General features: G+C 62.1%; 28 protein-coding genes. 11 read left to right on the top strand and 17 right to left on the bottom strand.

Translation table 11 applies throughout. The annotated features are described in order from the left end of the window. Positions 1 to 68 precede the first annotated feature (68 nt). The 4 genes from IZV00_RS19415 to IZV00_RS19400 all read right to left on the bottom strand — a co-directional run bounded on the left by IZV00_RS19415 (position 69) and on the right by IZV00_RS19400 (position 3,365). Positions 69 to 761, bottom strand: coding sequence for a hypothetical protein (locus IZV00_RS19415; protein ID WP_044663513.1), 693 nt, complete (start codon positions 759 to 761; stop codon positions 69 to 71). Positions 762 to 1,433: 672 nt separating this feature from the next. Then, complete coding sequence (locus IZV00_RS19410) at positions 1,434 to 1,892, bottom strand: protease inhibitor Inh/omp19 family protein (RefSeq protein WP_230463525.1); 459 nt, start codon at positions 1,890 to 1,892, stop codon at positions 1,434 to 1,436. 89 nt (positions 1,893 to 1,981) lie between these two features. Further along, a complete protein-coding gene (locus IZV00_RS19405; protein ID WP_044663515.1) occupies positions 1,982 to 2,428 on the bottom strand; it encodes a hypothetical protein in 447 nt (148 codons plus the stop codon). A 97-nt stretch (positions 2,429 to 2,525) separates the two neighbouring features. Beyond that, positions 2,526 to 3,365 carry a helix-turn-helix domain-containing protein gene (locus tag IZV00_RS19400; RefSeq protein WP_044663516.1) on the bottom strand — a complete coding sequence of 280 codons (840 nt, stop codon included), beginning with the start codon at positions 3,363 to 3,365 and terminating at the stop codon, positions 2,526 to 2,528. A gap of 387 nt (positions 3,366 to 3,752) precedes the next feature. On the opposite strand from IZV00_RS19400, the gene IZV00_RS19395 reads away from it, so the two are divergent. Then, positions 3,753 to 5,216: a catalase gene (locus IZV00_RS19395; protein WP_044663517.1), complete on the top strand. Its 1,464-nt coding sequence runs from the start codon at positions 3,753 to 3,755 to the stop codon at positions 5,214 to 5,216. A 132-nt stretch (positions 5,217 to 5,348) separates the two neighbouring features. Here IZV00_RS19395 and IZV00_RS19390 read toward each other — a convergent pair whose 3' ends face one another. Continuing rightward, positions 5,349 to 6,089 carry an SDR family oxidoreductase gene (locus IZV00_RS19390; protein WP_044663518.1) on the bottom strand — a complete coding sequence of 247 codons (741 nt, stop codon included), beginning with the start codon at positions 6,087 to 6,089 and terminating at the stop codon, positions 5,349 to 5,351. A 122-nt stretch (positions 6,090 to 6,211) separates the two neighbouring features. On the opposite strand from IZV00_RS19390, the gene IZV00_RS19385 reads away from it, so the two are divergent. Together IZV00_RS19385 and IZV00_RS19380 are read left to right on the top strand one after the other, a co-directional pair. Beyond that, entirely contained in the window at positions 6,212 to 7,111 is a 900-nt protein-coding gene (locus IZV00_RS19385; protein WP_044663519.1) for a LysR family transcriptional regulator, read from the top strand. A gap of 67 nt (positions 7,112 to 7,178) precedes the next feature. Beyond that, the gene (locus IZV00_RS19380; RefSeq protein ID WP_157009889.1) at positions 7,179 to 8,177 is read left to right on the top strand and encodes a DMT family transporter; all 999 of its coding nucleotides are present in this window, start codon (positions 7,179 to 7,181) and stop codon (positions 8,175 to 8,177) included. Between the two features lie 192 nt (positions 8,178 to 8,369). Here the strand turns inward: IZV00_RS19380 and IZV00_RS19375 are convergent, their stop codons facing one another. Beyond that, the gene (locus IZV00_RS19375; protein ID WP_044663520.1) at positions 8,370 to 8,954 is read right to left on the bottom strand and encodes a response regulator transcription factor; all 585 of its coding nucleotides are present in this window, start codon (positions 8,952 to 8,954) and stop codon (positions 8,370 to 8,372) included. Then, positions 8,951 to 10,561, bottom strand: coding sequence for an ATP-binding protein (locus IZV00_RS19370; protein ID WP_052628306.1), 1,611 nt, complete (start codon positions 10,559 to 10,561; stop codon positions 8,951 to 8,953). The genes IZV00_RS19375 and IZV00_RS19370 overlap by 4 nt, the downstream gene beginning before the upstream one ends. 543 nt (positions 10,562 to 11,104) lie before the next feature. On the opposite strand from IZV00_RS19370, the gene IZV00_RS19365 reads away from it, so the two are divergent. Further along, positions 11,105 to 11,353: a hypothetical protein gene (locus tag IZV00_RS19365; RefSeq protein ID WP_044663521.1), complete on the top strand. Its 249-nt coding sequence runs from the start codon at positions 11,105 to 11,107 to the stop codon at positions 11,351 to 11,353. Positions 11,354 to 11,620: 267 nt separating this feature from the next. Here the strand turns inward: IZV00_RS19365 and IZV00_RS19360 are convergent, their stop codons facing one another. Next, entirely contained in the window at positions 11,621 to 11,806 is a 186-nt protein-coding gene (locus IZV00_RS19360; RefSeq protein ID WP_044663522.1) for a hypothetical protein, read from the bottom strand. Positions 11,807 to 12,265: 459 nt separating this feature from the next. Between IZV00_RS19360 and IZV00_RS19355 the strand changes: the two genes are divergently transcribed. After that, the gene (locus IZV00_RS19355) at positions 12,266 to 12,628 is read left to right on the top strand and encodes a hypothetical protein (protein WP_044663523.1); all 363 of its coding nucleotides are present in this window, start codon (positions 12,266 to 12,268) and stop codon (positions 12,626 to 12,628) included. Between the two features lie 40 nt (positions 12,629 to 12,668). Here the strand turns inward: IZV00_RS19355 and IZV00_RS19350 are convergent, their stop codons facing one another. Further along, on the bottom strand, positions 12,669 to 13,259 hold the full coding sequence (locus IZV00_RS19350) for a septal ring lytic transglycosylase RlpA family protein (protein ID WP_044663524.1): 591 nt from the start codon (positions 13,257 to 13,259) through the stop codon (positions 12,669 to 12,671). 312 nt (positions 13,260 to 13,571) lie between these two features. Here IZV00_RS19350 and IZV00_RS19345 point away from each other — a divergent pair, with 312 nt between their 5' ends. Continuing rightward, on the top strand, positions 13,572 to 15,527 hold the full coding sequence (locus IZV00_RS19345) for a lytic transglycosylase domain-containing protein (protein ID WP_230463529.1): 1,956 nt from the start codon (positions 13,572 to 13,574) through the stop codon (positions 15,525 to 15,527). Positions 15,528 to 15,564: 37 nt separating this feature from the next. Here IZV00_RS19345 and IZV00_RS19340 read toward each other — a convergent pair whose 3' ends face one another. From IZV00_RS19340 to IZV00_RS21385, 3 genes are all read right to left on the bottom strand, one after another. Next, the gene (locus tag IZV00_RS19340; protein ID WP_044663526.1) at positions 15,565 to 16,023 is read right to left on the bottom strand and encodes a hypothetical protein; all 459 of its coding nucleotides are present in this window, start codon (positions 16,021 to 16,023) and stop codon (positions 15,565 to 15,567) included. A gap of 75 nt (positions 16,024 to 16,098) precedes the next feature. Further along, the gene (locus IZV00_RS19335) at positions 16,099 to 16,476 is read right to left on the bottom strand and encodes a Rap1a/Tai family immunity protein (protein ID WP_044663527.1); all 378 of its coding nucleotides are present in this window, start codon (positions 16,474 to 16,476) and stop codon (positions 16,099 to 16,101) included. 159 nt (positions 16,477 to 16,635) lie between these two features. Next, positions 16,636 to 17,016 carry a DUF4168 domain-containing protein gene (locus IZV00_RS21385; RefSeq protein ID WP_044663528.1) on the bottom strand — a complete coding sequence of 127 codons (381 nt, stop codon included), beginning with the start codon at positions 17,014 to 17,016 and terminating at the stop codon, positions 16,636 to 16,638. A 326-nt stretch (positions 17,017 to 17,342) separates the two neighbouring features. Here IZV00_RS21385 and IZV00_RS19325 point away from each other — a divergent pair, with 326 nt between their 5' ends. Then, positions 17,343 to 18,293 carry a serine hydrolase gene (locus tag IZV00_RS19325; protein ID WP_044663616.1) on the top strand — a complete coding sequence of 317 codons (951 nt, stop codon included), beginning with the start codon at positions 17,343 to 17,345 and terminating at the stop codon, positions 18,291 to 18,293. A gap of 80 nt (positions 18,294 to 18,373) precedes the next feature. On the opposite strand, the gene IZV00_RS19320 is transcribed toward IZV00_RS19325, so the two are convergent. Both IZV00_RS19320 and IZV00_RS19315 read right to left on the bottom strand, forming a co-directional pair. Further along, positions 18,374 to 18,874 carry an RES family NAD+ phosphorylase gene (locus IZV00_RS19320; protein ID WP_044663529.1) on the bottom strand — a complete coding sequence of 167 codons (501 nt, stop codon included), beginning with the start codon at positions 18,872 to 18,874 and terminating at the stop codon, positions 18,374 to 18,376. An 8-nt stretch (positions 18,875 to 18,882) separates the two neighbouring features. After that, on the bottom strand, positions 18,883 to 19,233 hold the full coding sequence (locus IZV00_RS19315) for an MbcA/ParS/Xre antitoxin family protein (protein ID WP_044663530.1): 351 nt from the start codon (positions 19,231 to 19,233) through the stop codon (positions 18,883 to 18,885). A gap of 169 nt (positions 19,234 to 19,402) precedes the next feature. On the opposite strand from IZV00_RS19315, the gene IZV00_RS19310 reads away from it, so the two are divergent. Continuing rightward, positions 19,403 to 19,732 (top strand): hypothetical protein, encoded by a 330-nt coding sequence (locus IZV00_RS19310; RefSeq protein ID WP_196227691.1) that lies wholly within the window; start codon positions 19,403 to 19,405, stop codon positions 19,730 to 19,732. A 37-nt stretch (positions 19,733 to 19,769) separates the two neighbouring features. Here IZV00_RS19310 and IZV00_RS19305 read toward each other — a convergent pair whose 3' ends face one another. Beyond that, positions 19,770 to 20,456 (bottom strand): response regulator transcription factor, encoded by a 687-nt coding sequence (locus tag IZV00_RS19305; RefSeq protein WP_044663531.1) that lies wholly within the window; start codon positions 20,454 to 20,456, stop codon positions 19,770 to 19,772. Continuing rightward, the gene (locus tag IZV00_RS19300) at positions 20,453 to 21,964 is read right to left on the bottom strand and encodes an ATP-binding protein (RefSeq protein ID WP_196227690.1); all 1,512 of its coding nucleotides are present in this window, start codon (positions 21,962 to 21,964) and stop codon (positions 20,453 to 20,455) included. The genes IZV00_RS19305 and IZV00_RS19300 overlap by 4 nt, the downstream gene beginning before the upstream one ends. Before the next feature lie 268 nt (positions 21,965 to 22,232). Here IZV00_RS19300 and IZV00_RS19295 point away from each other — a divergent pair, with 268 nt between their 5' ends. Together IZV00_RS19295 and IZV00_RS19290 are read left to right on the top strand one after the other, a co-directional pair. Beyond that, positions 22,233 to 22,688 (top strand): response regulator, encoded by a 456-nt coding sequence (locus IZV00_RS19295; protein ID WP_230463522.1) that lies wholly within the window; start codon positions 22,233 to 22,235, stop codon positions 22,686 to 22,688. Positions 22,689 to 22,763: 75 nt separating this feature from the next. After that, complete coding sequence (locus tag IZV00_RS19290) at positions 22,764 to 23,510, top strand: hypothetical protein (RefSeq protein ID WP_044663533.1); 747 nt, start codon at positions 22,764 to 22,766, stop codon at positions 23,508 to 23,510. 52 nt (positions 23,511 to 23,562) lie between these two features. On the opposite strand, the gene IZV00_RS19285 is transcribed toward IZV00_RS19290, so the two are convergent. Further along, entirely contained in the window at positions 23,563 to 24,420 is an 858-nt protein-coding gene (locus IZV00_RS19285; RefSeq protein ID WP_044663534.1) for a hypothetical protein, read from the bottom strand. Positions 24,421 to 24,532: 112 nt separating this feature from the next. On the opposite strand from IZV00_RS19285, the gene IZV00_RS19280 reads away from it, so the two are divergent. Continuing rightward, the gene (locus IZV00_RS19280; protein ID WP_044663535.1) at positions 24,533 to 25,852 is read left to right on the top strand and encodes an SLC13 family permease; all 1,320 of its coding nucleotides are present in this window, start codon (positions 24,533 to 24,535) and stop codon (positions 25,850 to 25,852) included. Positions 25,853 to 26,075 lie beyond the last annotated feature (223 nt).

Raw genomic sequence — 26,075 nt, 5'->3', positions numbered from 1 at the left:
GGGTCTGGTCTTCCTTCCGTCTGTCAAGCTCTCCGCTCACTCAGCAATTTTTGAGCTGTTCAACGGTCTTATCGACGTCCACCCGCGAGTTTGGCAGCATCCGCCGCTGCGCGACCTGCGTTCGTCGCCCCGCTCAGACCCTTGCGCCGATTGAGCTCGGCCGTCTCCGTGTTGTGGCGAATGGAGGCAGCGAGGGCATGCCGTTCCGCAATCGACAGCCGCGACGCCTCATCCTTGCGCACGGCTGCTTCCTGTGCATTTGCAGCGCGGACCTGGGCCTGCATCGCCTGTCCTTCGAGGACGGCGTTCCTGGCCTCCTGCGCTGCGGCTGCAGCGCGCGAATGAGCGATCGCGACAGCCCCGGCTCGCTCAACGCACGCCAGATATTCGTCGTGCAGGTCGGCATCGCGTGCCAGGCGCGCTTTTGCCGAGCGGATGATTTCGAGCTTGGCTTTCAGAAAATGGTGATGCCAGAAGATGCTGATCCAGCAGAAGAGAAAGAATAGCGCGACGACCAGCCCCATGACCTGGTCCCTGCCGAGTTCGTCGGACATCGAGTGGATCGGCGTGGAAAAGATCATGAAAAATCCTATGAGAATGAACCCCGCGCATGCGGCGGTTGCGCCGTAGAAGGCACCCTGTCCGGCGATCCAATGCCGTTCGGAATTTTGCCGTGGCCACAGGTCGGTGATTTCATAGATGTTCATTAACGCCGAACGCTTGTGGGCGATGTTCGCGATATAATTCTGCAAGAACGTCATGATTGCCAGCCCTTCCGTGTTGTCATTCCTCCTATGAACGGATGAGGTTGTGAACGTCTTAAGGCGCCGCGGCAGCGTCATCGAGCCTTCTTTACGGACAGGACGCTGCGAAGGTGTCCGGCGCCGGTTCGAGGATCTCGGCGTTCTGCGCCGTGTGGCCAAAGAGCAGCTGTGCTCTTGTCGGGCAGATGGATGTCAGCGCCCATATTATCTGGAAGGCGAAATGGTCCGAATTGGACATTGGAACTATCGTTCCTGGAGTTTTGGCATGCTTTTCGGCGCGCTGCTGCGCACCGATCCGTCGGCGGGCGTGAGGACGCGTAGATCGCCCGGGAAGTTGCGCTTGCATGCGACCTCCTGTTGGCGGGCATCAGCCGTTATGATCCTGTCGCCGCACGCGGGTGGATGCGACCATTGATCCTTTGTCGAACCATGGCCATCGCAACGCCCTTATGCGCCGCTGGCATTTTCATGGGCAGGCTGACATTCTCATCGGACAGGTGCGAGGCTTGTTGAGCCCGTTGGGATGGAAAGCCCTGGAAGATGACTGAGGGCGGCGAATTGATGGCCATCCAGCCAGGTGGCCCCATCATGAGTTCGCGCAGCCAGCCCTGAACGGCAGCCGGGATCCGCCTGACTTTGCCGCAAATCCGCCCCACAAAGCCCCTTTGCTCACCGGTCGGTGTCAGCCGGATCGACGCGGGAGAAGCTCAGGCTTTCCTGTCCCACGCTGCCATCCCGTCGTTCGTAATAAACGCCATCCGATAAGGGAGACAGGTGAAACAATGGCTGCCGGGCGCCATCGATCAGAACGATCTGGCCATCTGGCGCGACGAACCACGCAAAGACGTCCTCCGTCGGCCTGGGTGCGCAATTTTTATCCATGTCGGTCGCGTCGCCATGGCCACAATACCAGGGCAGGGCGAACTTGGCGACGCAGGCTTGATTGGCCTGGGCCGCATAGCCTCCGATGGTGCGCTCATCGGTCAGAATGATCCTGCAGGCGCGGCCGCCCTCACGATCTTCGGCCAGTTGGTAGATGCCTTTTATCCGGCGCGCGTTGGCGTCTGGCGCTTCGGGCAAGCCATCGCCGTTCCGCGCAGCAGACGATGGATGGTTCCCTGCGTTCATGTCGTCGGCCGAGTATGCAGGGACGGTGGCTGACGCCATGGTCAGGAACAGGGCTCCGAGGGAGGCGACAGGGCAGGGACGATAGCCCCTCATTGCGCCGTCACCGTCGCGGAGTAGCGACGTGCCGGTTCATCTCTGAAACGGGTTGTCCCATTTCCCAGCAACGTCTTGCCAACAGGCACGAGACCGAATTCGAGCGTCGCCGTGCCGGGCTTGTCGGCTTTGTAGGTGAACACCGCCAGATCCGTGCCCTGAGGGCCGGCACGGGGTTGAATGTCCAGATCCTGGAACATGAAGGGAGCTGCTTCCATGACGCCCGTGGCTGACGCCCAGAGCAGATTGTCGGCGGCGCGATAGGGCAAGCGGACGGTAACGATCCGGCCTTCCAACCTATGCGTGCCGCGCGGAAGGGGAGCGATTGCACCCGAAATATCCTGGGGCTGGGCTGCCCGGTTCTCGCCGGCGATTGGCGAGGAGCCGCAACCAGGCGACAGAATTATCAAACCGCCTGCAATCGCCAGGAACGCGCTTCTCATCCAACAGCCCCCTGCTATCGGGAAAGAGAATGATGCCCCCTCCCGGAAGGGCACGCCATACCGCTCATCATCGCTCCGGTATTGAACGAACCGGACATCAACTGAGCAGCGACAGGGGCCGCACGGCGCCAGCTCGGCTTCGCCCTTCCAGCGTGGCATAGGCGATGTTCCGCCGGTCGCGCGCGAAGGCGGTCGGCGTCCAGCCGACAAACCGCCGAAAATCGCGGATCAGATGCGACTGATCCGCAAATGGCTCCAAGGCCCGTTCCAGTCCCGCCTCGCCATGGGCGGTCATGATCGCGGCGGCGCGCAAGGCGCGATATTTCATCGCCAGCGTTTTTGGCGAGACCCCATAAAGATCAAGCGTCAACCGGCCGGCTTGACGGTTGCTGACGCCCAGTTCCGCACGCAGCAGATCGAGCGAGAGTGCGGCGCTTCGCTCCAGCCATTGATCGATCGTCGCGGTTCTGGCCAGAGTGACGTCGGACAGATCGCGTGTTTCCTGGAGCAGGAATGATTCGAGTACCGCGACCCTGGCCGTGTCGCTGGCCGCACACATCAAACGGTCACACAGCTGATCGATCTTGCAGTCACCCCAGATCGAGGTGGCATCGATGATGCGATCGCTGAATTGCGCAGCGGGCGCTCCGACGAAAGTGAGCCAGCCCTGGGGTAGCAGACCCGTTGTCACGATCTCGGTCCCTGGCGCCAGGTGCATCCCATAAGCCGCGCTCGTTGGCCCAAGCAGGGTCACTCTGGGCGCAGGCATGACCGGGCCGCCAAAGGCATAGCTGCTGGCTCCAGCCAGCCGGATATGGAGATTTGGGAGCATCGCCGGCAGAATTTCGAGGGTCGGCGCGATCACCTCGGCCACAATGGCATGGGCGGTCAATCGATGCTGCAGCTTGAGAGAAGGAATATAATAGTCCAGTCGCATGCCCCGCTCCTCGGGCCGCACGATATGCGGTGCCCCCTCTTGCATCATTCTCTGGCTGGAACAGTAACCAGATGCCCGTCCGGGACAATCGGGCCTTAGACAAATTTCGCAAAGTGACCGGAATGCAGCAGTCGATTTCGAGGCCGGGCGGTTCATGATCCTGAGGTGGCGCGTTGACGTTCATGACACCGGCCTTGTTGGCCACCCCGCCAATCGCAAGCCGCCTGGATCGCGCGCAATATGGAAGCGACCAGCTGGTTGCCCGTCTCTGCCGGCAAGCGGAAATAGATTGACCGATCCGATTACAATGACGCGCTATTTGATGGGGACACAAGGATTGCGCTGCCGTAATAATCGGCCTCAACCTGCAAAAGGAGGACGAGCAGAGTGGCCAAAACACATCCGAGCGCCGGCCAATGCCCCGTGACGCAACTGACCACGGCATTTGGCGCACCTGTGCCTGACAATCAGGACAGCCTGACCGCTGGTCCGCGCGGCCCTCTGCTGGCGCAGGACGTGTGGCTGAACGAGAAGCTTGCCAATTTCGTGCGCGAAGTCATCCCTGAACGGCGCATGCATGCCAAGGGATCGGGCGCTTTCGGCACCTTCACTGTGACCAAGGACATCACCCGCTACACGCGCGCGAAAATCTTCAGCGAAATCGGCAAGAAGACCGAGATGTTCGCCCGCTTCACCACTGTTGCCGGTGAACGTGGCGCAGCCGATGCCGAGCGCGACATTCGTGGCTTTGCCCTGAAATTTTACACCGAGGAGGGCAATTGGGACATGGTGGGCAACAATACGCCCGTCTTCTTCCTGCGCGATCCCCGCAAGTTTTCCGATCTCAACAAGGCGGTGAAGCGCGATCCCCGCACCAATCTGCGCAGCGCCACCAACAATTGGGATTTCTGGACTCTCTTGCCCGAAGCGTTTCATCAGGTGACGATCGTGATGTCAGAGCGCGGCATCCCGAGAAGCTATCGGCACATGCATGGCTTTGGCAGCCACACCTACAGCTTCTGGAACGAAGCGGGCGAGCGCTTCTGGGTGAAGTTCCACTTCAAGAGCCAGCAGGGCATAGAAAATCTCACTGACGCCGAGGCGGCGGTTCTGGTGGGCGGTGATCGCGAATCACATCAGCGTGATCTTTATGAAGCGATCGAGCGTCGCGAGTTCCCCAGATGGAAGATGTTCGTCCAGATCATGACCGAGGCGGAGGCCGAGACCTACCGCTTCCACCCGTTTGACCTGACGAAGGTATGGTACAAGGCGGATTATCCCCTGATCGAGGTCGGAGAGTTCGAACTGAACCGGAACCCGGAGAATTTCTTCGCCGATGTCGAGCAGTCGGCTTTCGCGCCGTCAAATCTGGTGCCCGGGATCGGTGTTTCGCCCGACAGGATGCTTCAGGCGCGCCTGTTCAACTATGCCGATGCGCAGCGCTACCGGCTGGGGGTTAATTATCATCAGATCCCGGTCAATGCCGCGCGCTGTCCGGTGTTCAGCAACCATCGCGATGGCGCAGGGCGGATGGACGGCAATTATGGCGGCCGGCCGCACTATGAGCCGAACAGCTTCGGCCAGTGGCAGCAGCAGCCCGATTACGCCGAGCCGCCGCTCCGTATCTCCGGCGATGCCGCTCACTGGAATTATCGCGAGGATGACGATGATTATTTCACCCAACCTCGCAAGCTGTTCCGGCAGATGACGCCAGCGCAGCAACAGCACCTGTTCGACAATACCGCGCGAGCGCTGGGCGATGCGCCCGGGTTCATCAAACAGCGCCATGTCGACAACTGCATGCGTTGCGATCCCGCTTATGGCGCGGGTGTGGCCGCAGCGCTGGGATGAACCGACCTCCATGCCGGCAGCGGCATGGAGGCTAAGCAGCAGGGCCACGGTGCGAAAGGCGCCATCCTGTCCAAAAGCCGTGCGCGGCATCTGCCGTGCACGGCCTTCCTGCCGCCGCCCGCATGACCGCGTTCAGACGATGCCGCCGTTCGCCCGCAACACCTGACCATTGATCCAGCCGCCATCGGGTCCGGCAAGGAACGCCACCGAGGCCGCAATATCCTCAGGCTGGCCCAGCCGTTCAAGCGGGGAGAGACTGGCCAGGGCGTCGATCGCATCCTGGGGCTTCCCATCGAGAAACAGGTCGGTTGCCGTAGGGCCGGGGGCGACCGCATTGACCGTGATGTTCCGACCGCGAAGCTCCTTCGCCATCACATGGGTCATCGCCTCGACCCCGGCCTTGGTGGCGGCGTAGACCGCATAGCGCGCTTGATAGAGACCTACCACGCTCGAGGAGAGATTGATGATCCGTCCCCCCTGGCGCAGGCGCCTTGCCGCTTCGCGCATCATGTTGAAGCTGCCTTTGAGGTTGATCGCGACCTGCGCGTCGAACAGCGCGTCATCACTCTGCGCGACGCTCGCGAGGCGCATGATGCCGGCATTGTTGACCACTATATCGACGCCGCCGAATGCGGCCTGCGTCGAATCGAACATGCGCGCCACTGCGGCTGCGTCGCTTATGTCCGCCTGAGCGGGCGTGGCCTTGCCGCCAGCCGCCTCGATTGCCCCCACCAGCTGCTCTGCGTCCTGGGCGCCGCTTGCATAATTGACGATCACCCTGAGGCCGTCGGCCGCCAATCTGCGCGCGATCGCAGCTCCTATGCCGCGCGAGGCGCCGGTCACGATGGCGATCCTCGTTTGATCTTCACTCATCTGTTTTCTCCGGAAATTGTCAGGTCTGCCAGGGGCGAATCTGCATATAGGCGCTGGAGCAGAGGGGATAATGTCGCTAGAAATGGCATCACTGTACGAAAAATCGGAACAATGGACGCGCCATGGACCGGATTGATGCGATGCGCCTTTTCGTGCGGATTGTGGATCGGCGCAGCTTCACCCGGGCGGCCCAGGATCTCGACTTGCCGCGATCGACAGCCAGCCAAATCGTTCGGCAGCTGGAATCGCGGCTCGGCGTGCGCCTGCTCCAGCGCACCACGCGAACAGTTCGCCCAACGCTCGATGGTGAGGCCTATTATCGCCGTTGCCTTGCCATCCTGGACGATATCGAGGATGCTGAGGGGGCCTTTCTCGGCGCGTCTCCTCAGGGCATGCTGCGCGTGGAGGTGCAAGGCACGATTGCACGGCATTTCCTGATGCCAGGCCTGCCGGACTTTTTAGACAGGCATCCGCAGATCGAACTCTCCTTGAGCGAGGGCGACCGCTGGGTTGATATGGTGCGTGAAGGCGTCGATTGCGTGCTGCGCTATGGCGTGTCGCCCGACAGTGAGCTTGTCGCCCGAACGGTGACGACATTGGAACGCGTCACATGCGCAGCGCCAGCCTATCTTGACCGCCACGGTCGGCCGCACGTCCTTCGGGACCTCGTGCATCATCAGGGCGTGGGCATTCGGGCGATGAGCAGCGGTCGCCAAACGCCATTCGAATTTGTGCAGTCCGGCGCACGAACCCAGATCGACGTTCCAACCCGCCTTGTCGTAACAGGCACGGAAACCTTCCGCAGCGCGGTCCTGCTCGGATTGGGACTGGGCCAGCTTCCCCTGTTCCACATTCAGCGCGATCTTGATGCAGGACGCCTTGTGCGGCTGCTCGCCGATTACACCGTTCCACCGGCGCCCGTGTCCTTGCTCTATCCGCCCAACAGGCAGCTTTCGCCGCGCGTGCGGCTGTTCCTCGACTGGGCTGCGGCACGCTTCAGGACCGATCCTGGTTCCCTGTGAGGCAGCCGGGAGGGCCCGCTGGACCGAACAAGGACATGGATGTCCTTTGTTGCTGGATCGTCCGCTTATGAAAATCTATCCCGGCGGCAATTATCCGGCCGAGGAGCAAACCGTGGGAAGAAAGAGTGAGGCGGCCGCCTATGGCGCACTGATGATCGTGATGTTGCTTTGGGCCGGCAATTCCATTGTCGGCCGGGCTGTTCACGAGCAGATCCCGCCCTTCACGCTGGCTTTTGTCCGCTGGAGCGGCGCCGCGCTCATCCTGTTTCCTTTCGCTGGCCGGCCCATGGTCGCCGATCGGGCGCGGCTCAGGCAGAGTCTCCCCGTCATCCTGCTGCTGGGCGTCGTGGGCATAGGCGCCTTTAACGCCTTCCTGTACGCCGGACTCCGTTACACGAGCGCAACCAATGGCCTGCTGATCCAGGCCGCTATACCCGCGATGGTGTTGCTCGGCGACCGGCTGATCTTCATGCAACGGGCGCGGGCATGGCAGGTGGCGGGGGTAGGCCTGTCGACCCTTGGGGTCGCGCTTGTCATCCTCAAGGCCGATGTGCGGACGCTCATCGAGATGCGTTTTGGCCTGGGGGACGCCCTGGTGCTGGGAGGCGTGATCGCCTGGGCGCTCTATACCAGTCTCTTGCGCCTGCGACCGCCAATTCATCCGCTGAGTTTTCTCCAGGCCACCTTCCTCATCGGCGTCATCTGCATGCTCCCGCTGGCCGCGGCGGAATGGCTTGGCCAGGGCTTTCCCGAGCTGGCGTGGCCGGTGATCGGCGCCTTCGTCTATGTCGCGACGCTGCCCTCGCTCCTTGCCTATATGCTGTTCAATGCGGCCGTGGCGTCGATAGGGGCTGCAAAAGCGGGCCAGACCATTGCCTTGATGCCCTTGTTCGGGGCTGGCCTGGCCAGCATTCTCCTTGCTGAACCCCTGCATGGCTATCATCTGGCGGGAATGGCCTTGATCCTTGGAGGCATCATTCTGGGTGCTCGATCGGGCCAGGGGAGGGGCGTTCGTCCCGGAGACATGCCGGCAGACCCGCCCTCAATCGAGGGGCAGCGAAAATGACCCGACCGTTCAGGCCGGGTCAGGTAAAAGAAAGCTGAAATAGCTTCCTTCGGGTCGCGTTTCATCCTGTGGCCGACAAATATGTCCGCGCCTATCCGGGTTTTTCCCGGAGCCTTCAGGTCCGCTCATCATCGGAGGGCCAGCGCTTGCCGATCAACGGTCCGAGAAGGTTCGGCAGGGCAAGTCTGCGCCTTACCGGGCCAATGCAATCAGTTGCGCCAGACCATTGGCGCCCGTCTTGGCCATGATTGACGCCCGGTGATCCTCGACTGTCTTGGGGCTGAGACCGAGCAACGCTGCGATCGCCTTGTTGCTGTGTCCCTGGACGAGCAGTTCGAAAATCTGTCGTTCGCGGGGCGTAAGCGCGCCGGTGCGCGCGAGAGTCCGCCGCCTTTCCCTCGCCCAGCCAGCCCCCTCGTGGACGGCGGCGAGCAGCCGTTCCTCGTCGAGTGGCTTTTCGAGATAGTCGAGCCCTCCGTATCGCCGCACCGAATCCACTGCATTGGCTGTCGTTGGCCAGGCGGTCATGAAAATGATCGAAACCGCTGCATCACGCTCCCTGACCCGGTCGGCGAAGGTGAAGCCGTCAAGATCGCCCATCATGACGTCTGTCACGATGCAATGGGCCGGGGCGCGGGCATGAACGTCAAGCAACGGCGCCGGATCGAGAAAAGAGGTGGCATCAAAGCCGTGGCGCCGCAGCAGCCGGGCGACGCTGGCCCCCAGATCGAGGTCGTCGTCGACCACATAGACCCTGGCTGCGTCGTCGGGCCTCATGCCGTTTCTCCGATTGCGGGGAGAGAAATGGTGGCGATCACATCGCCATAGGGGGTCAGGCTCCGCGACACGGCGCCACCATGCGCCTCGACAATGGCGCGGGCAACCAGCGTGCCCACGCCCATGCCGCCATGGGGCGCTATGTCCGCGCCATGGCGGTTGGTCACGATAATCTGTATGCGGGGGCCTTCCCGGGCCGCCGCGAGATGCACCGTTCCATCGCTCGCCGCCTGGATGGCGTTGTGAAGCAGATTAACCACAGCTTGCGCCAGTTCGACTTCCTGAGCGAGCACGACAAGGTCGGGATCTACAGGGGCGACCTTGAGCGTAATGCCTCGGCTCTTCGCTTCCGGCGCGACGAGCGCAGCGACGCTCTCGATCAAGGCCGACACGGGAAGCGGCGTGGGTTCGTCGACCACACGGCCGCCATATCCACGCAGCCGGCGCACGAGATGCGACAGGGTTGCGGCCTTGCGGTCTATCAGCGCGGCGCTTTGCGCGATTTCAGGGTCGGAAACGCCCGTGATGGCATGCAGATGCTTCGCCTCGATCGCCAGCGTCGACAAGGGCTGGCTGACTTCATGGATCACAGCGACCGACATGGCGCGCAATGTCTTGAGCCGTTCGGCCTGAAAGAGCAGGCGATCCCGTCGTTCGACATCGACGCGCGCCTGTCGCTGGGCGTCGGCAAAGCTACCGGCGAGATAGCCGACGACGACAACCGTCGCGAGGCTGAGATGCAGTTCCAGACGCGCTGCGGTCGTCATGCCCTGTGCCGTGTGCGGCAGCATCAACAGGGTGACAACCAGCAACGCAAGCCATACAGGCGCCCGGCCGAAGCGCAGGCCGATCCATGCGACGGCCAGGATGACGGGCATGGGCTGCATGCCCAGGCCTACGCGCCGGAGGATTTCGGTAAGGCCAATAGCGCCCAGCAGCAGCGCAGTGCTCTCGGCCAGCGCCGGCCACCAGCCAGTGTCGATCCGCAGCCGGGGACGGCGCCGACGGGCGAACATCTGCGTGATCCACAGCAAAGGCGGGGCGAGCATCAACACGCCCAACAGATCGCCGACGGCAAAGGCTGCCAGCGACGTGATCATGTCCCGCACGCCCTGCACACCGGTCAGGTCGGGACGCCACAGCGCCTCGGGCAAGGCAGAGAGCGCGGCCACGTTGGGCGCTGCCACCGCTGCAAGGCCGAGCGGCATGGGTGGGACGAGCACATTTGCCCGCGACCCGCTCGCCAGCCAGCGGATCGCCGCGACGGTCGCGCCATAAGCGAAAACCGGCCGAACGATACCCCATAAGGTTAGCGGCCAGTCGGGCACGCCAAGTGAAAAAAGGCCCTTTGCCGTGCCGACGAGGATCTCAACGATCGCAATGAAAGGCGTAAGGCGAGCTCCGGCATGCCACAAAAAGGCGAGGCGCAGTCCGGCGGCAGGGTACCAGAGTGAATAAAAGCCCGTCCCGCCCCATGCTGCCGCGATCCAGTGCGTAAACGCGAATCCCGCCGCGTAGGGACCAAGAAGCAACAGGACCTGCCGGTCGGGCAGCCATGACCACGCGCGTTGCTGTGCGGCAGGAGCAGGAAAAGATCGATGCATCATCCCGCTTGTCTGACAGCGGAGATTTCTCGATAAAAGCCGGAAAATACCCGGGACCGCAGCGTTCGACGATCTTCTCAAGTATCTTGCCAAGACCATTTCCAGTTTCCCCTGACCTGCGCACAATGGGCAAGCCTTTTGTACCTTCACCGCCCCCAGGCTGGACGATGCGGCATATTCATTTGCGTCCTTGATGATTGTGCGGTCAAGCAATCGCAATATCAGGGTGATACTCGATATTCACCTTTCTATTCGGTTTCTTTCGACTCCCGGACGAAACAAGGATAGAGCGGCCGGATCCGGCATGGTTCAGGCCCTTTTCCTTGCCGGAATTCCCGAGGCCATTCGGGTCGCAAGCCGGCGTCGGGGTCCCGGCGTCATCGCGTTTGCGTGGCGCCGGGACGATTTGCCGTCCGGCCTGTCGCCGGCAGGCTGTTTCGGCCATTTCTGTCCATGATTGGGACGAGCGCAAGCGCGGCGTTGACCATGTCCGCGACTTGATATTACGGCACCGGCTTTATCCGGGAGAGGCAGGGAGCACCAGAAATGGGGGAAAGGATCAAGTCGAGCCTTGGACAGGCAAGCGGGTCGCAGACGTCAAGTATGGACTGGGGGCTCACAGCTGGTATGGCGTTGCTGACGGTACTGGAGCGCCGCGCGCCGGGTATCAAGGACGAGGTCCGCGACGAGCTTGCAAGCTGGGCGAGGAAACTTGAAATGCAGTCCGACCCTGCCAAGCTAGCTCAGGCGCGCAGCATCAGGCAACTTCTTACAAGCTCCATATTCAATCGCTGATGATTGATCGCTGCAATGACGTGGTCCTGTCCTAAGCTTGAGGCGAACGGCGCGGGCCATCTGGCGCGGCTTGGCGGCTCGCTCTTCCCGGGGACGGACGGCGTCGGCGATTCGGGACCACGGCGTCGAAGATGAGCATTGAAGCATCTGACGAGCATTCGAGAAAGGAACGGCGGTCAGATCAAAAAGATCATCTCCATTGCGCCTTTACTCCGATTTCGAGGAAAGGCGGATCATTCCTGCTATATGATCCGGGTTGGAGCTCGGCTATTTGCCGAGCATTTCCTTGCTCATCGCCTCTGGCGCGGATTGTTCCAGAGCGATCACGAGCATCGCTGCAAATGTTTCTTCCGCCCGCTGTCTAATCGCTGGGTCCTTGCGCGCGAAATCATCGCGGACCCATTGGGGGATGCGCTCCAGGATCGAGCAGAAGGCGGTGGCGGTCCCAGTCATGAGACCGCTATGGAGCCTGACGGCCTTTCATGCAATGCCGGGAGGATCGGCAAGGATTCACGTCCAGCCATTTTTTTGCGAATACGCAAAGTCGTTGCACGGATGCTTTGCGAATATTTATGGATCCCTTTGCGGAGAAAAGGAGGGCAAAGGGGGCCGATGGGCGGAGGCAAATCGGCTTTTGCGTAAAAATCCGGCTCGCGGGGCGGTGGATCGGGGCGGGCATTGACGGCGCGAGCGCCTCTATATCCTCGCCGCAGGTGAGAAGCAGCTGTGTCCTTCCGGCGTTTTGCCCAGGCGCATAGGAAAGCCATAGTAACTCACGTCCGGCAGTCGCGATATCGCTTCCATGCAATCAAGCCCCATGCGACCTGTTGTAGAGCTCCGGACCAAGGCTATCATGCACCCTTCTGGTCTTCTCGCCCGCCATGCCCCACCGCCCCTGCGAATGGCCAGGACATGAAGTGGAGCGCGCCGCCTGTGGCGCGGAAATTTTCGCTTGGAGCGCGTTTCGACCGTCAGGGCCGCAGGTCAGGACTGGCAGATGCCAGCGCGTGGATGAAGGCGACCGCACTGTTCTGTCTGGCGCTCTGCGCGTGCCGGCCAAGTGAAGCCGAGCTCCTGGAACAGAAATACCGGCGGTCGGTGGACATTTATGGCCAGCGCAGGAGTTGCGCCGATGAGCATCTGATTACCAAAGCCTGGGCGCGCGAGGGCAATCAACGAAAATATATGCAGGCCAAGGTTCGTGAGAAGCGGCAATGCATGCGCGAACAGGCGCGGATGTACGAGCTCTATCCGGACTCCAGGTCCGTTACTTGAGGCGCAGCTGGGCATTTATGGCCCGACACGACGCGACGTTTCAATCCGTGGACAAGCTGGCCTCGCGCCGGGCACTCAATTGCGCCCGTAAGCTGGCGAGGGTCCGCTCATCCACCTGTGGGCGTTCGGGCGCTCGTTTTCCCTTACGCAGCGCCCTGCGATCCCTCTCGGGCGGATCGACCAGGCGAACGCGCACAGCCGCGTAGCCCTGCCTTCTGATCCCCAGCTGTTCGGCCGCGCCACGCGACAGGTCAATGATGCGTCCCCGCCCTGCGAACGGCCCCCGATCATTCACCCGCACGAGGATGGTCCGGCCCGTGTCGAGCGCGGTTACCTCGACATAGCTTGGCAGCGGCAACGTCGTGTGGGCTGCCGTTACTGCCTTGGGAATGAAGCGTTCACCATTGGCTGTCTGGTTCCCGCTCTCGCTGCCATACCAGCTGGCATAGCCCAGATAATCATATGTGGGGTCAGCAGCCGGCACATAGGTCGCCCCGCGCACGACATAGGGTTTGCCGATACGCACCGGCACGTCGCTCACGGGACGATATCGGGTTCCACCGCCGCAGCCCGCAAGCATTCCCATCGCCGCCAGAACACAGCCGCACCTGATCGAAAGTCCGCGATTCATGCGTCGGCTTTAGCCTGACCCCCGCGGCAGGAAAACCCGCCTTCCATGTCTTTGCGGGCATTCGTCGTGCGATGTGACCCGCCACGGCCAGGCCCATTGATGGAATATTTGTCTGGTTGAACGGCAATCGGTCCTCGAGCGACGCGGATCCTTCCGCGCGCATAGGAAAGCTATAGTAACGCTATGCGGATGGCGAGGATATCGTACCTGTCACCTGCCCCATTCCTCAGACAACCTGCCCTCGAAGATCCCGTCATGGCTGTCACGCTCCCCTTTTTGCTCCTGGCCCTTACCGCCAGCGCGGACCGCGAAATGGCGGCACTTGCTGCCAAGACGCCCGCCGCATCGTCCCAGCAACCGAGCCCCTGGCGCCAGGCGCAGGGGCGCATCGGCGTGGCGCGAGATGCCGCAATCGTCGCCACGATCGATCAGTGGCGCGCGCTTCAACGCAACAACGACCTGGGGTTTGCCGCCTATGCGCGTTTCATCATGGCCAATCCGGGTTGGCCCGACGAAAGCCGGATGCGCCGGTTGGCGGAAGCCGGCATCGATCCTGACAGAGACGATCCAGAGCAGGTCATCGCATTCTTCTCCCGATATCCTGCGCGCACGGCGACCGGCCATGCCCGCCATGCCATGGCGCTCATGCGCGCGGGGCGAAGGAATGACGCCAGGATCGCGGCGCGGAGCGCCTGGGTGGGAGGCGCGCTTGCTCCTCATGACGAAGCGCGGCTTTTGTCGCTGTTCGGATCCGGCTGGACAAAGGCCGATCACGACCAGCGCGCTGACATGCTGCTGTGGGGCAATGACCTGGCGGGAGCAGAGCGCATGCTGGCCTATGTCACGGCGACCCGGCGGTCGGTCTACGAAGCGCGGATCGCTTTTCGCAGGAAGGGAAAAGATGCGGCCGCGCGCATGCAGCGAGCCGAAAGGCTGGGGGTCGCGGACGCCGGTTACATCGCCGACAAGGTGAACTGGTTGCTTGGCAGCGGCAACGCGATCGCCGCGCGGCAATATCTCGCCAATCGGCCAGTGCTGATCAGTCGGCCTGGGAACGCCGAGAAATGGTACGAGACATTGCTGGCGCACGCGCGAGGCGCTGCCAGGGACGCCCAGTGGAGTTTCGCCTATGCGATCGCCAGCAAGCTCGACGACGCCTATATGACCGGCACAGATGTCAGCGGCCGGCCGATTGGCGAGCGTGACGATTATACCAGCCTTGCCTGGCTCGCGGGCATGACCGCCTTTTACAATCTCGGCAAGCCGAAGGACGCGATGAGGATGTTTCATCGCTATGCGGCGGCGGCCAAGTCTCCCCAGACCAGATCCAAGGGCTTTTATTGGGCCGGCCGCGCTGCGCTCCAGGCCGGCAAGAGCGCGCGCGCGAACGGCTTTTTCGAGCAAGCCTCTGCCTTTCCGAGGCAGTTTTACGGTCAGCTCGCCCTCGAACGGCGGGGACGAGCGATCCCGGCTCCTTCTGCGGCCGGCCATGCCATCAAGATCTCCACCGCCCAGCGCACCGCATTTGCGAACCGATCAGTGGTACGCGCCGTCAAGGCGCTGGGAGAGATGGGCTATTGGGCGGATCAGAGCAAATTCGCCCGCGCCATCGCCAATGATGCAGATAGTGCGGCGGACTATTATCTTGCCGTTGAACTGGCGAAAACAATCGGCCGGCCCGACATGGGCGTGATGGCCAGCCGTCGTGCGGCCTCGAATGGTCTTTCGGGCTATGCGGGCAGCGCTTTCCCGCGCATCACGGTGCCCCCTCGGGCAAAGCAGAGCTGGACCATGATACATGCCATCGCTCGCCAGGAGAGCCAGTTCGACCGGAAGATCGTCAGTCGCGCAGGGGCGCGGGGGCTCATGCAGTTGATGCCTGGTACGGCCCGTGAACAGGCTGGGAAGCTGGGCATGCGCTACGCGGCCAGTTCACTCGATGAGCCTGATTACAATATCGTTCTGGGTTCGTCCTATTTCCAGCGGATGCTGAGCTATTTCAAAGGCAGCTACCCGCTTGCCGTGGCGGCGTATAATGCGGGCCCGGGCAATGTTAACCGCTGGATCAGGGCCAATGGCGATCCCCGCAAGCCCGGATCCGACATCTTGCGATGGATCGAACAGATCCCGCTCTTCGAGACGAGAAATTATGTACAGCGCGTGCTGGAAAATGCAGTGGTCTATGAGGCGATGAACCCGGCCCATGCACGGTTTGACGGCTCAAAGGCGCCGCTGTCGGAATATCTGGGTAAGTCATCATCGGGATGAGGCGGCCGCGCGGCCCCGTCTGCGGCCCGGCTTCTCGTCAGTCCCCGGAATAGGTGACGATCACCCGATTCATCGTACCGCTCGTCGTTATCGCGATCGCGGCCTTTCTGTCCTTGGCGGCCGCCGACAGGACGCCAGTGCCGCCGGACTGGAAATCCGAGGTCTTCTTGAGGCCGCCGGCCATAAATTTGTCCCGATAGAACGCCATGATGCTCGAGGCGTCATCCCGGGTTTCTAATGTCACTTCATGCACGTTTCGTCCCGAAGCGGAGCTGTTCACCGCTGTTATAACCGACGCTGGATATTGCGGCGCGAACGCAGGCATGGTGATGGTGGGAGGCGCCGTTGCCGCGGGCAAAGCGGGAACCGCCCGCTCGCGCGCAGCCTGGGCTGAAGGCTCTTCGTTCCCCGCGGCATTGTTCGCCACGGACGGCTTGACGTCATCAGGATTGCAGGCCGCCAGCATGGCCAGTCCAGACAACATGAAAAAGCGCATTTGCAGCTCCTCCTCTTGTTGATTGTGCGTGAATGCCGTTTCTCTCCAGAAATTGCAGGTGACGAGCGCTTGCGCTCAGGACTGTTCGGCAAGGGCAGGGGAGGCCTGACAGGACAACCGGTCGGCGATCGCCGCGCGTACAGCGGCTGCGGCCGATAAGGCCCGCAATGCTTCATCGTCCGACAGCCTGTGCAGGACCAGTTCCGCCGCGGCCTGATTGGTGATCTCGCCCCGGCAAAGCGATTGTCGGCCACCTTCCCCATCGGCAAAGAAAATGCCGTCGATGACGCCGGCCACATACATGGAGCATTGGCCGTAATTGGGGTTCGAACATATCTCGAACAACTGGTTGCCCGAGAAAAATGCCGGTATGTCTCTCGTGCCCTGCGCGGCATTGCCGGGCGTAGCCCGAAACGCCAGCGCCAGAACCAGGAGAAGGACTGCGCGGTTCATGACTTTCTCCTTGGATAAAAGGCAACGGCTCGCCCTCTGACGGCCTTCCAGCGGGTGACGAGTAGCCGGTCGCGGGAAATCGCTGGAAAAGGGCCTGTGTTTCGCCGGCAGCGATCGAAACCTTCCGATTGCTTGGCGGCAAGACGCCGGACGCACATATCAGGTGGACAGAAGTTGTTCCATCATGAGCTGCCTCACCTCATGCCGGAGGCGCCGTTGGCGTTCGACCTCTGTCGTGATCGCATTGAAGCCGGGCAGATCCAGTCCATGCCGCTCCACAATGGCGATCATTTCGGACTGCGCCTTGTTCTTGAGGATCGCCGCCTGCTCAGGTGCAAGCTTTGCGGCCTGGGCGGACAGGCTTTGCCTCATCTTTTGAATGTCCAGGAGGGCTGCGGCATAGGCATGAATTTGCCGAGCTGAGAATTGTGTGGGCCCGACGGCTGGATCTTCTTGCGCGCTATGCCCGCGGTTCGAGGCAGAGACCGGGGCAGCTACCAGAAAAGCCAGGGGTGCGGCTGCGAAGAATATGGCGTGCATAAGCTATCCTTGAACAAAGAATGGAATTTCGGCGGATATGACCGGACGCAGGCCTCGTCGCAAATATCCTACCCCAAGGCATTGAAAAACGCCAGCGTCCCGGTTTATCAGGTCTCCCGCGTCGCTGCGGCCAGATGAAGCATCATCGGCGGCGATCCGTTCGAACCGTTCGGCTTTCCTGGCCTTGCTCCTTCCACTGTACCGCAAAGGGGTTCACATTGCCGGTCGCCCGTTCACGCCGCTTTCTAGCGGCTTCCTTGCTATGGTCGTTGTCCATCGGCTGCGCGCCGGCGGGCCTGCTTGCAGCTCCCGCCCATGCCGCTTCTGTGAAACATGCCACGAAGGCGGCTCGCTCCCAGCCTCCCGCCGATCTTCTCAACGCGGTTGAAGGCCTGGGGCAATCGTTCAAGGGAGAGGTCGGCATTTCGGTGCGCGACCTGGATGAGGGCTGGACCGTTTCCTTCAACGCCGAGCGGATGCTGCCCCAGCAGAGCGTCAGCAAATTATGGGTTGCCATCGCCGTCATGGATGCGGTCGATCGTGGCACATTGTCCTTGTCCGATCCTGTGATGGTGAAGAAGTCCGATTTGACTGTCTTTCACCAGCCCATTCGCTCCCTGGTGACCAAGGCGGGCTATCGGACCACGATCGGCAAGCTGCTGGAGTTGGCGATGACGCGTAGCGCCAACAGTTGCAATGATGTTCTGCTCTGGAAGGTCGGCGGACCTCAGGCGATCCGCGCGATGCTCAAGCGCAAGGGGCTGGACGATGTCGGCTTTGGCCCCGGCGAGCGCAAGCTGCAGGCAAAGACGGCCGGGCTTACGTGGCGGCCCGAATGGGCAGGGGGATGGGGCTTTCTCAAAGCGCGCGCGGCGATGCCCTTTGCCGCGCGCAACCGCGCGCTCAAGCGCTATCTGGCGGATCCCTACGACGGGGCTTCGGCCAATGGCGTGACATTTGGTCTCATGCGGTTGAAACAGGGGAAGTTGCTCAGCGGGCGCTCTACCCGGCATCTCCTGGGTCTGATGCGCGCCAGCAGAACCGGTCCGCAGCGATTGCGCTCGGGCCTTCGCAAGGGATGGACGCTGGCGCACAAGACAGGGACGGGCCAGGAACTTGGCAATCTGGCGACCGGCTACAATGATGTCGGCATTCTCGTCTCGCCCGACGGAAATCGTTATGCTGTGGCGGTGATGATCGCGAGCACGCGCTTGCCGATCCCGGCGCGCATGCGGCTCATGGGCAATGTCACGCGCGCCATCGTCAGGACGGACTGATGCGACCCTTCGCCTTGATCGGTTGCCTGAGCGCGCGGCGCACTGATAAAGCTCGGACAAGGGCGCGTTCGGTCGAAAGTTCAGCTTTTGCCCAAACGTCCGTCATCGTCGATGAGCGTGATTCTTGAGGGCGGGGTGTCGCCCCACCTCCAAAGCACGAGGTTGATATCGTCATCGGTAGCCCCGCGAGCAAAGCTGCGCACGAGCAAGCCATTGAAACCCTCGTCGATGAGGGTTTCGGCGAAGATTTGGCTTTGGGCTTTTCCGGCCTTCTTCATTTGATCGCGCCAGGTCGGATCGCATAGACCGGCCGGGCTCATGCCAAATCTGCTGAGTTCGGCGGGATCGCGCCCGTCGAAGATCTTCTCGAGGTCGGCATGATAGGAGACAATCGTCGTCGGTTGAAGATCGCCGACCTGGTTTGCTTCTCTAATGGCCGTCTGTAATGAGGTTGCGCCGTAGAGAGCGGGAGTTCCCTTGGGATTGAAACGGCCGCCATATAGCTCGGCGCCCCGGCCTGACAGTGGCTCGCGCGCATATACCGGGTTCAGCGCCCGGTAGAGCTTGCCCTGGTAGCGCATGGAAACACTCAGGCGAACACGCCAGCATCGACAGCGTCGACATATTCCAGCACCTCGCTTGCCCTGCCATCCTGCACAAGCTGCATGGCAGTCTGCCCCGAAAATCCGGGCAAGGGTTCAGACCTGTACCAGGCGTAAGCGATGAGCGGGGATCCGAAGCGAGGGCTGGTCTTGCTAATCACCTCGATCATCTCCCTCAAGCGGCGCTGAGTCTTATCTGAGCGCAAGCGTTCTTTGCGCTGGACAGCGTCGCGCCCCAAGCCGGCCGAACGAGCGACCTCTTCGCTTGTTGTGCGGAATGCCGCCGCGATCTTGCTCGGCGCAAACATTCCGTGATCGGCATATTCGAGCAGGCCCATTTCACCGTCCTGACGCAACTATAATGACGCTATATAGCGTCAGTTTGTGCGCCAATCAAGAGGCTGCCCAAGCGTCTCATCCATTCTGAACCAGACAGTCCATCCCTTCCCGACAATAAAAATCGCATAAAAACGCTCCCGGGACGTTTGTGCTATCCACTCTTCTGGAATGGCTGACCGACGAGGAAATGAGCACAGATGTGGAAAAACTCCGGTCCGCTACACCCTGGCAAGGGCGAAAAATCATTTCATGAATAGCTGGCGTGAAACACGCGCTGTACGCGCTGCCCAAACACTGGTTGAAAATCAGTTGCGTGAAGGATTTGCTGAACTCGATTGTCAAACCGCCGACGTCAGGGTCCGGCAACAACTCTATGCGATGCTCGTGGACAAGGCGATCTGCATGGCGCGGCAGCGGCTGCCTGACAATCCGTTTCTCGATGAACTTGTCGAGGCCGGCAAGCCAGAGGTTCTCCCACCGACGCCCGTCCTCATCTGACAGGATCGGACGGCGCACCTGCCATGGGCTCCCCGGCTCAGCTGGCCGCGATCAAGCGATACCCAACGCCCGGTTCGGTCAGCAAAAGGCAGGGGTCTGAAGGATCCTGTTCGATCTTCTGGCGCAGAAGCCCGATATAGACACGCAGATATTGGGTGTCGGTGGTCTCGGCGCCCCAGCCTGCCGCCAGCAACCGCTTGTGGGTGACGACCTGTCCTGCCTTGCGCGCCAAGGTCTGCAGCAGATCATATTCCTTGGGCGACAGCTTGACGGGCTCACCTGACAGCATCACCCGGCGTGTCGGAAAGTCGATCGTCAGGCCGCCCGCGCAATAGGTCGATGCGTCCGCCCTGGATAGCGAATGGCGCCGAACCGCCGCGCGGATGCGGGCCATCAATTCCCCGATCTCGAAAGGCTTGTTCACATAATCGTCGGCGCCCTCATCAAGGGCGGCGATCTTTTCGGTCTCCTGATGGCGGGCCGAGACTACGATGATGGGAACCTCCTGATCAAGGCGGACGCGCTGAAGCAGCGACTTGCCGTCGATGTCGGGCAAGCCCAGGTCGAGCAATATGAGGTCGAACTCGACAGCCTCGATAGCGGCCATGGCGCTGCGTCCGTCCGGCGCGGCGGTGATGCGGTAGCCGGCGGCTTCGAGAACGGGCTGAAGCACGTCGATGAGCGAAGGTTCGTCGTCGACGACGAGGATGTGCAGGGCGGTCATGGGGACGAGGCTTCTGTGACTAGGGGGAGCATGATGGTGATCGTTGTGCCGCGGCCGTCCAGGCCCGGCGAGGCTGCGCCGATCCGGCCGCCGAGCGCTTCTACGAAACCCTTCGCGATGGCAAGGCCAAGGCCGCTCCCGCGCGCCGACGATCGGGGACGGGAAACCCGGTAGAAACGGGTGAATATCTTGCGCAGGTCTTCCTGCGGGATGCCGTGCCCCTCATCGGTCACGGCAATGGCGCAATAGTCGCTGTCGCGGCGGACATGAATGCGGATGCGCGTCCCGTCCTGGCTGTAGGTGATCGCATTGTCGAGCACATTGACGAGCACGAGCTCGAACATGGCCGCATCGACCGTCACGAGCAGATCCTCCTCGCACAAGTGACGTTCGATCCGGCGCTGACCGGCGCGGAGCCGCATTCTCTGGACAATGGCGCTGACCGTATCCGCCACGCTCAATGTCTGCCTGTGCGCGAGCGACTGGCCCGCCTCGAGACGGCTCATTTCCAGAAGATTGGAGGTGTAGCGGTTGAGGCGATCGCATTCGCTGACGATGCCGCGCAGCAGGCGGGCGGCCGCGGCAGGCTCAAGCTGTTCGCGAAACTCGATCAGGCTGGACGCGGACGCGCTGATCGCGGTCAGGGGCGTTCGGAAATCATGACTGACCGACGAGAGCAAGGCCGTCTTGAGTTCCTCGGTTCGGGCCTGCGCCTGGCGTTCGCTGTTGCTCTCCGAGAGCGCGGCGCGTTCAACGGCCAGCGCAATCAGATTGGCAAGGGCGGACATGAAGGCGCTGTCGAGCCGCCGGGCGGACCCATGTTCGAACAGAATGGCTCCTTCAAATCCTGCGGTACTGTCCAGTCGATATAGGGTGTAGGGACCGGTCTCGCGGGGACTCCTCAGCGTCTCCCTCGCCTCGCCGACCAGCCGCAGCCGGCTGTCGGCGTCGCGCGCGTGCTCGGCCTCTTCGAAAGATCCGTCGCGGATGAGGAATAGCGTCGCTGTCGTGCCGGCGCCGCCGGACAGGTGCTCGTCGAGCGCCTTGGCGATGTCGGAGACGCGGAGCGCCGATTGCAGCGATTGGCTGATTTCGAGCAAGCTGCGCAATTGCCGGTTACTGTGGTCTGCGGCGTTCGCCCGGTCCTTGAGCCGGGCTGCCAGGACACCGGCCACGACAGCGCACAGGGTAAACAGCAGCAGTGGGATCACGTCCCTTCCGGTCGAGATCCGGAAGCTGAAAACTGGCTCGACCAGATAGAAATTGTACAGCAGAAATGCGGCGGTCGCCGCCGCGAGGGCTGCGCCCAGTCCACCCAGTGCACCGCAGATCACCACGCCCAGGACAAAGAACAAGGCCGCCGCCACGCGGCCCAGCGCCGGTTGCCCGTAAATGGCGAGGAACCAGGACGGCAGGACAACGAGCGCGGCGAGAAGGATCATTCTCCAGCCTGGCGTGCGGGCTTCTACTCCCATATGCGCCAGGCCGCTACGTGGTTCGCCCGCCATCACGCAATTGCCGCCGTCAACAGACTGCAAAAAGGAGGCATTTCCCAGCTTAGCCGGCAGGGGCTGAATGGTCCATGCATATAAAAGTCATAATAACGCCGTTTCATCATGCCTGTCTAAATATGTCCCGCGAAACGCCCGGCTCAAGGAGGATCGGGCGATCATGAGTGGAAAACATGCACGGCGAATTATCTGCGGAGTTGAGCGTCCGCACCTCATCCATGCGCGATCCGGGTGATATGGCCCGCCCCTGCTGCACAAGGGTGGCATGAACGCGAACATGCCGATCACCGTGGCAGAAAGGACAGGGCGCCCCCGTTTCCCGCGGCCCGTCATCATCCTCGTGGTGGAGGATGAAGCGCTGGTCAGCATGAATGTGTGCGAGTTTCTGGTAGAACAGGAATTCACCGTTTTTGCCGCACAGGACGCTGGAGAGGCGCTCGGCCTTCTTGAGCAGCTGGACGGGAAGGTCGACCTGATGTTTACCGACGTGAACATGCCGGGCGAACTGAACGGCTTTGATCTTGTTCGGCAGGTCTCCATTCGTTGGCCCGCTATGCGGATAGTGATCACGTCGGGCGGCTGCGATCCGGGCGACCTGCCAGCCGATCTGCGCCGATACGGACCCATGCTGATGAAGCCTTATAGTCTGGGCGCCTTGGACGTGCAGATGGTCAACGCCATATTTCCGCCTTCGGAACCGATGACGCTGTTGGCCACCTGAGTTTCAGTTGCAAAGCAACCCTCGCCGCATCCTGGCAATTCCAACCGGGGTCCGGCCTTTATCTGGAGAGAATCAATGTATCGTGCCCTGCCCACCCTGTTTGCGCTTTGCCTGGCTGTTCCCGCCGCGGCGCAGGACAATGCTGCGGCTCCGGCAACCGCGCAGCCGCCTGCTTCTGCGCCGGCTTCTTCTCCCGCGCCGGCGCTCAGCCAGGAGCAGATCATGGCCTTCAACAAGGCGGTCACGGATTTCACCGCTGGCCAGCAGGCGCAGCAAAAAGGCGACAATGCTACCGCCCTTGCCAAATATGATGCTGCTCTCCCGGCGATCCGCGACGCGGTCAAGACCCAGCCGGACAAGATCGACAACGTGAATTTCCTGGCCAACGCGCTCTATGCGACCGCAGCTGCCAACGCTGCTCTGCAAAAGCTGGACGCGGTGGCGCCGCTCTATGAAGAGAGTCTGCCCCACTGGCGCAAGGTCGTGGTCGCCAGGCCCACTGACGCGCAGAGCAGGGGCGTGCTGACGGGCATTCTCATCCAGGTGGGCAATTTCAAGCTTGGCAAGCAGGACAAGGCGGGTGCCGCGCCGCTCTATGCCGAGGCCATTCCGCTCGCCCGCAAGGCTGTCGCCGAACAGGCCAATCCGGTGAACCGGAACCTGCTTCTCGCCGCCTTGATCGGGGCCAGCCAGACAAGTGGGGATACCGCGGTCAAGGCCGAAGCTGCGTCCATGTCGAAGGCGATGATCGCGGACGGCAGCGTGGACGCAGCCAACAAGCCATCCGCGCAGGTCCTTGCCCAGTCCGCGAGCGCGGGTTGACGTCAGCCAGTCAAAGCGTCGTGGCCGGGAGGCTGCGGCGCTTTTGCTCTGGCTAGCGCCACTCGACGATCGGATCGTCCACGCCCGGCTGCACGAACGCCACGCGTTCAAACTCGACCGCGATCAGGCAGCGCGGATCGAACGCAGGGTTCTGCTGAAGACAATGAACCGGCTGCCCATCGGGAAAGCCGGCCAGCCTGCCTTCGAGCTGAAGCTGATAGCCTTGGGGGGAGGGGAGGCGCCCTTCTTCCAGCCTGACAGTGGAGGAATAGGGGCGCCCACCCCGCCGTAATGTCCGGGATCCCTCGGGCGAGTAGAATTGCGCGATCGCCAGTCGTTGCGCGGGGCCATTCGGCACGGCGAGAGGCAGCCCTCCGTCCTCAGCTCTGCACTGGTCCGCGCGGGTCCAGGGGCGCTGTATCCAGAAGCCTTCCACCGCATCGAAGGCTATTCCGGCCGCAAGCGGCTTTACCCACTGCGCGTCGGCAAGATCAGTCGACCGCGCCGTCAACCGCAGCGCGCGGCTCTTCGGATTGAAGGTCCAGCCGGCCCAGGATTGCGGTTCTGTCTCATCCTGCCCTTCTTCCCCGCAGCCAAAGGCGATGCGCAGGACGAAGGAGCGCCCGATGAGCGCAGCGTTGGACGGCGGCAGGGGGGCGCCGCTCGCTACCGCGTCCGCCGCGCGGGCCGCAGCGGCGAGCAGGGCGGCCCGGTCCAGCGGTGGCGGCGGCGTCGGAATGACCGGGATTTTTGGTGCTTGGGCGACCGGCTTGCTTTCCTTGACGTCGGCCTTGTTTTCGACGGGCTCGCGCACCGGTTCCTTCGCGACAAGGAGGAAGGTGAGCGCGGAACCCGCTGCGGCGGCGATCAGCCAGCCCAGGACGGACGACCGGAAATTCTGTTCTGCCATGAGATCAGGCGTAGCAGATCGCGCCGGGCAAATTGACCCCTATGCTTCCGGATTTTCGAGATTTTTTCGCATTTTTCCTGTGTTGACCGCCTCATTATGCTAGCCGATGGGGATGACCCTTGCGCAAATTGTTACCCTGGTCGTGCTCGGCGGCGTGATCGCCGCGTTGATCTGGGACAAGGTACGGGCCGATGTGGTCGCGCTTGCCGGGGCAGCGCTGCTGCTGCTCACCGGCGCGGTGCGCCCGAGCGAAGTCCAGGGCGCATTCGGCAGCCCCGCGATCATAGCGCTCGCCTCGCTCTTCGTCATTGCCCATGCGATGGAACTCTCGGGGTTGCTCGACCTGCTGATCGCCAGGGCGGTTGCGTTATGCAGACGCATCGGCGCGCTGGGCATCTGGCTCCTCATCCTGCTATGTGGCGCCGCGTCGGGATTTCTCAATAACACGCCCATCGTCGTGCTGTCGGCGCCGGTCGTTCGGGACGTGGCGAAATCATTGAGGCTGGATCCCAAGCGATTTTTGATGCCGCTCTCCTATGTCGCGGTGCTGGGCGGCTGCTGCACGCTGATCGGCACCTCGACCAATCTCCTTGTCGACGACATGGCCCGGTCTTCGGGGCAGCCGCCCTTTTCCATCTTCGAGATCACCCCGGTGGGGCTGATCGTCGCCGCAACCGGAGGTCTTTACCTCTTCCTCTTTTCCGGGCGGTTGCTTGCACGGCCTTTACCCGCTCCGCTTGAACGGGTGGAAGCCGTACTCCCGCACCATGTCAGCCATCTGGACATTGCCGGAGATGCGGTCGGCGATATTGAGGATTTTGCCGTGCAAAGGCCGCTGTCACCCACCAGGGCGCTGGTATCGACAGCGATCTTCATCGGTGTCATTGCGCTCGCCGCCTTCAACATCGCGCCCATTGCGGCCTCCGCCTTCGCGGGTGCGGTGCTGCTGATCCTCTTGCGCGTGATCGGCCCGGAGGAAGCCTATGGCGGCCTGCGGCCCGAGATCCTGATGCTGATCGTGGGCATGGTCGTCATCGGCATCGCGCTTGAACAGACCGGACTTGCCGCCTCGGCCACCGATGCGCTCGTCAGCCGGGTAGGCCTGTTCGGTCCGCTGGCCGCTCTCATCCTGCTCTATGGCGCGACGCTCATACTCACCGAACTGCTGTCCAATGCGACGGTCGCAGTCCTGGTGACGCCGATTGCGGTGGCGCTGGCGGAGAGCCTGAGCGTCAGCCCGCGCCCGTTCCTCGTGGCGGTGATGATCGCTGGCAGTGCGGCATTCGCCACCCCTTTTGGCTATCAGACCAATGTGCTGGTCTATCAGATGGCGGGGTACAGCTATCTCGACTTCACCAAGGTCGGCCTGCCGCTCAACCTCATCACCTGGATAGCCGCAGTTGCCGCGATCCACTGGTTCTTCCCCTTTTAGGGCGGGCATTGCGCACTTCATTGTAGTGAGGCGGAAAAGTACAAATGACGGCTTGGGCCTCGACCATATAGGAAGGTACGACTGTTCCTGCATGTTACGAGCTGCTTCCGACTTTTCGCCTCATCGATCATCGCCGCGTGGCCCGCGTCGGAGCAAGGGTCGAAGAGGGCGCCATATCGTCCCGGAGGCAAAGGTCCGTGCTCGTTATGAACGCGGCGCGCCC

Source organism: Sphingobium sp. Cam5-1 (genome assembly GCF_015693305.1).
In the GTDB taxonomy this organism is placed as follows: Bacteria; Pseudomonadota; Alphaproteobacteria; order Sphingomonadales; family Sphingomonadaceae; genus Sphingobium.
The sequence above is the reverse complement of the archived record's forward strand: the minus strand, read 5'-3'. Positions and strand labels throughout refer to the sequence as shown.

Bases quoted from the DNA above. Each gene is read 5' to 3' on its own strand.
- IZV00_RS19355 (WP_044663523.1), top strand. From the start codon at position 12,266: ATGAAGTGGAGCGCGCCGCCTGTGGCGCGGAAATTTTCGCTTGGAGCG.
- IZV00_RS19385 (WP_044663519.1), top strand. From the start codon at position 6,212: ATGGACCGGATTGATGCGATGCGCCTTTTCGTGCGGATTGTGGATCGG.
- IZV00_RS19315 (WP_044663530.1), bottom strand. From the start codon at position 19,233: ATGGGCCTGCTCGAATATGCCGATCACGGAATGTTTGCGCCGAGCAAG.
- IZV00_RS19310 (WP_196227691.1), top strand. From the start codon at position 19,403: ATGGCTGACCGACGAGGAAATGAGCACAGATGTGGAAAAACTCCGGTC.
- IZV00_RS19370 (WP_052628306.1), bottom strand. From the start codon at position 10,561: ATGATGCATCGATCTTTTCCTGCTCCTGCCGCACAGCAACGCGCGTGG.
- IZV00_RS19405 (WP_044663515.1), bottom strand. From the start codon at position 2,428: ATGAGAAGCGCGTTCCTGGCGATTGCAGGCGGTTTGATAATTCTGTCG.
- IZV00_RS19345 (WP_230463529.1), top strand. From the start codon at position 13,572: ATGGCGGCACTTGCTGCCAAGACGCCCGCCGCATCGTCCCAGCAACCG.
- IZV00_RS19400 (WP_044663516.1), bottom strand. From the start codon at position 3,365: ATGCGACTGGACTATTATATTCCTTCTCTCAAGCTGCAGCATCGATTG.
- IZV00_RS19365 (WP_044663521.1), top strand. From the start codon at position 11,105: ATGGGGGAAAGGATCAAGTCGAGCCTTGGACAGGCAAGCGGGTCGCAG.
- IZV00_RS19285 (WP_044663534.1), bottom strand. From the start codon at position 24,420: ATGGCAGAACAGAATTTCCGGTCGTCCGTCCTGGGCTGGCTGATCGCC.
- IZV00_RS19295 (WP_230463522.1), top strand. From the start codon at position 22,233: ATGAACGCGAACATGCCGATCACCGTGGCAGAAAGGACAGGGCGCCCC.
- IZV00_RS19380 (WP_157009889.1), top strand. From the start codon at position 7,179: ATGAAAATCTATCCCGGCGGCAATTATCCGGCCGAGGAGCAAACCGTG.
- IZV00_RS19350 (WP_044663524.1), bottom strand. From the start codon at position 13,259: ATGAATCGCGGACTTTCGATCAGGTGCGGCTGTGTTCTGGCGGCGATG.
- IZV00_RS19335 (WP_044663527.1), bottom strand. From the start codon at position 16,476: ATGAACCGCGCAGTCCTTCTCCTGGTTCTGGCGCTGGCGTTTCGGGCT.
- IZV00_RS21385 (WP_044663528.1), bottom strand. From the start codon at position 17,016: ATGCACGCCATATTCTTCGCAGCCGCACCCCTGGCTTTTCTGGTAGCT.
- IZV00_RS19320 (WP_044663529.1), bottom strand. From the start codon at position 18,874: ATGCGCTACCAGGGCAAGCTCTACCGGGCGCTGAACCCGGTATATGCG.
- IZV00_RS19305 (WP_044663531.1), bottom strand. From the start codon at position 20,456: ATGACCGCCCTGCACATCCTCGTCGTCGACGACGAACCTTCGCTCATC.
- IZV00_RS19375 (WP_044663520.1), bottom strand. From the start codon at position 8,954: ATGAGGCCCGACGACGCAGCCAGGGTCTATGTGGTCGACGACGACCTC.
- IZV00_RS19415 (WP_044663513.1), bottom strand. From the start codon at position 761: ATGACGTTCTTGCAGAATTATATCGCGAACATCGCCCACAAGCGTTCG.
- IZV00_RS19340 (WP_044663526.1), bottom strand. From the start codon at position 16,023: ATGCGCTTTTTCATGTTGTCTGGACTGGCCATGCTGGCGGCCTGCAAT.
- IZV00_RS19360 (WP_044663522.1), bottom strand. From the start codon at position 11,806: ATGACTGGGACCGCCACCGCCTTCTGCTCGATCCTGGAGCGCATCCCC.
- IZV00_RS19280 (WP_044663535.1), top strand. From the start codon at position 24,533: ATGACCCTTGCGCAAATTGTTACCCTGGTCGTGCTCGGCGGCGTGATC.
- IZV00_RS19410 (WP_230463525.1), bottom strand. From the start codon at position 1,892: ATGAACGCAGGGAACCATCCATCGTCTGCTGCGCGGAACGGCGATGGC.
- IZV00_RS19390 (WP_044663518.1), bottom strand. From the start codon at position 6,089: ATGAGTGAAGATCAAACGAGGATCGCCATCGTGACCGGCGCCTCGCGC.
- IZV00_RS19290 (WP_044663533.1), top strand. From the start codon at position 22,764: ATGTATCGTGCCCTGCCCACCCTGTTTGCGCTTTGCCTGGCTGTTCCC.
- IZV00_RS19300 (WP_196227690.1), bottom strand. From the start codon at position 21,964: ATGGCGGGCGAACCACGTAGCGGCCTGGCGCATATGGGAGTAGAAGCC.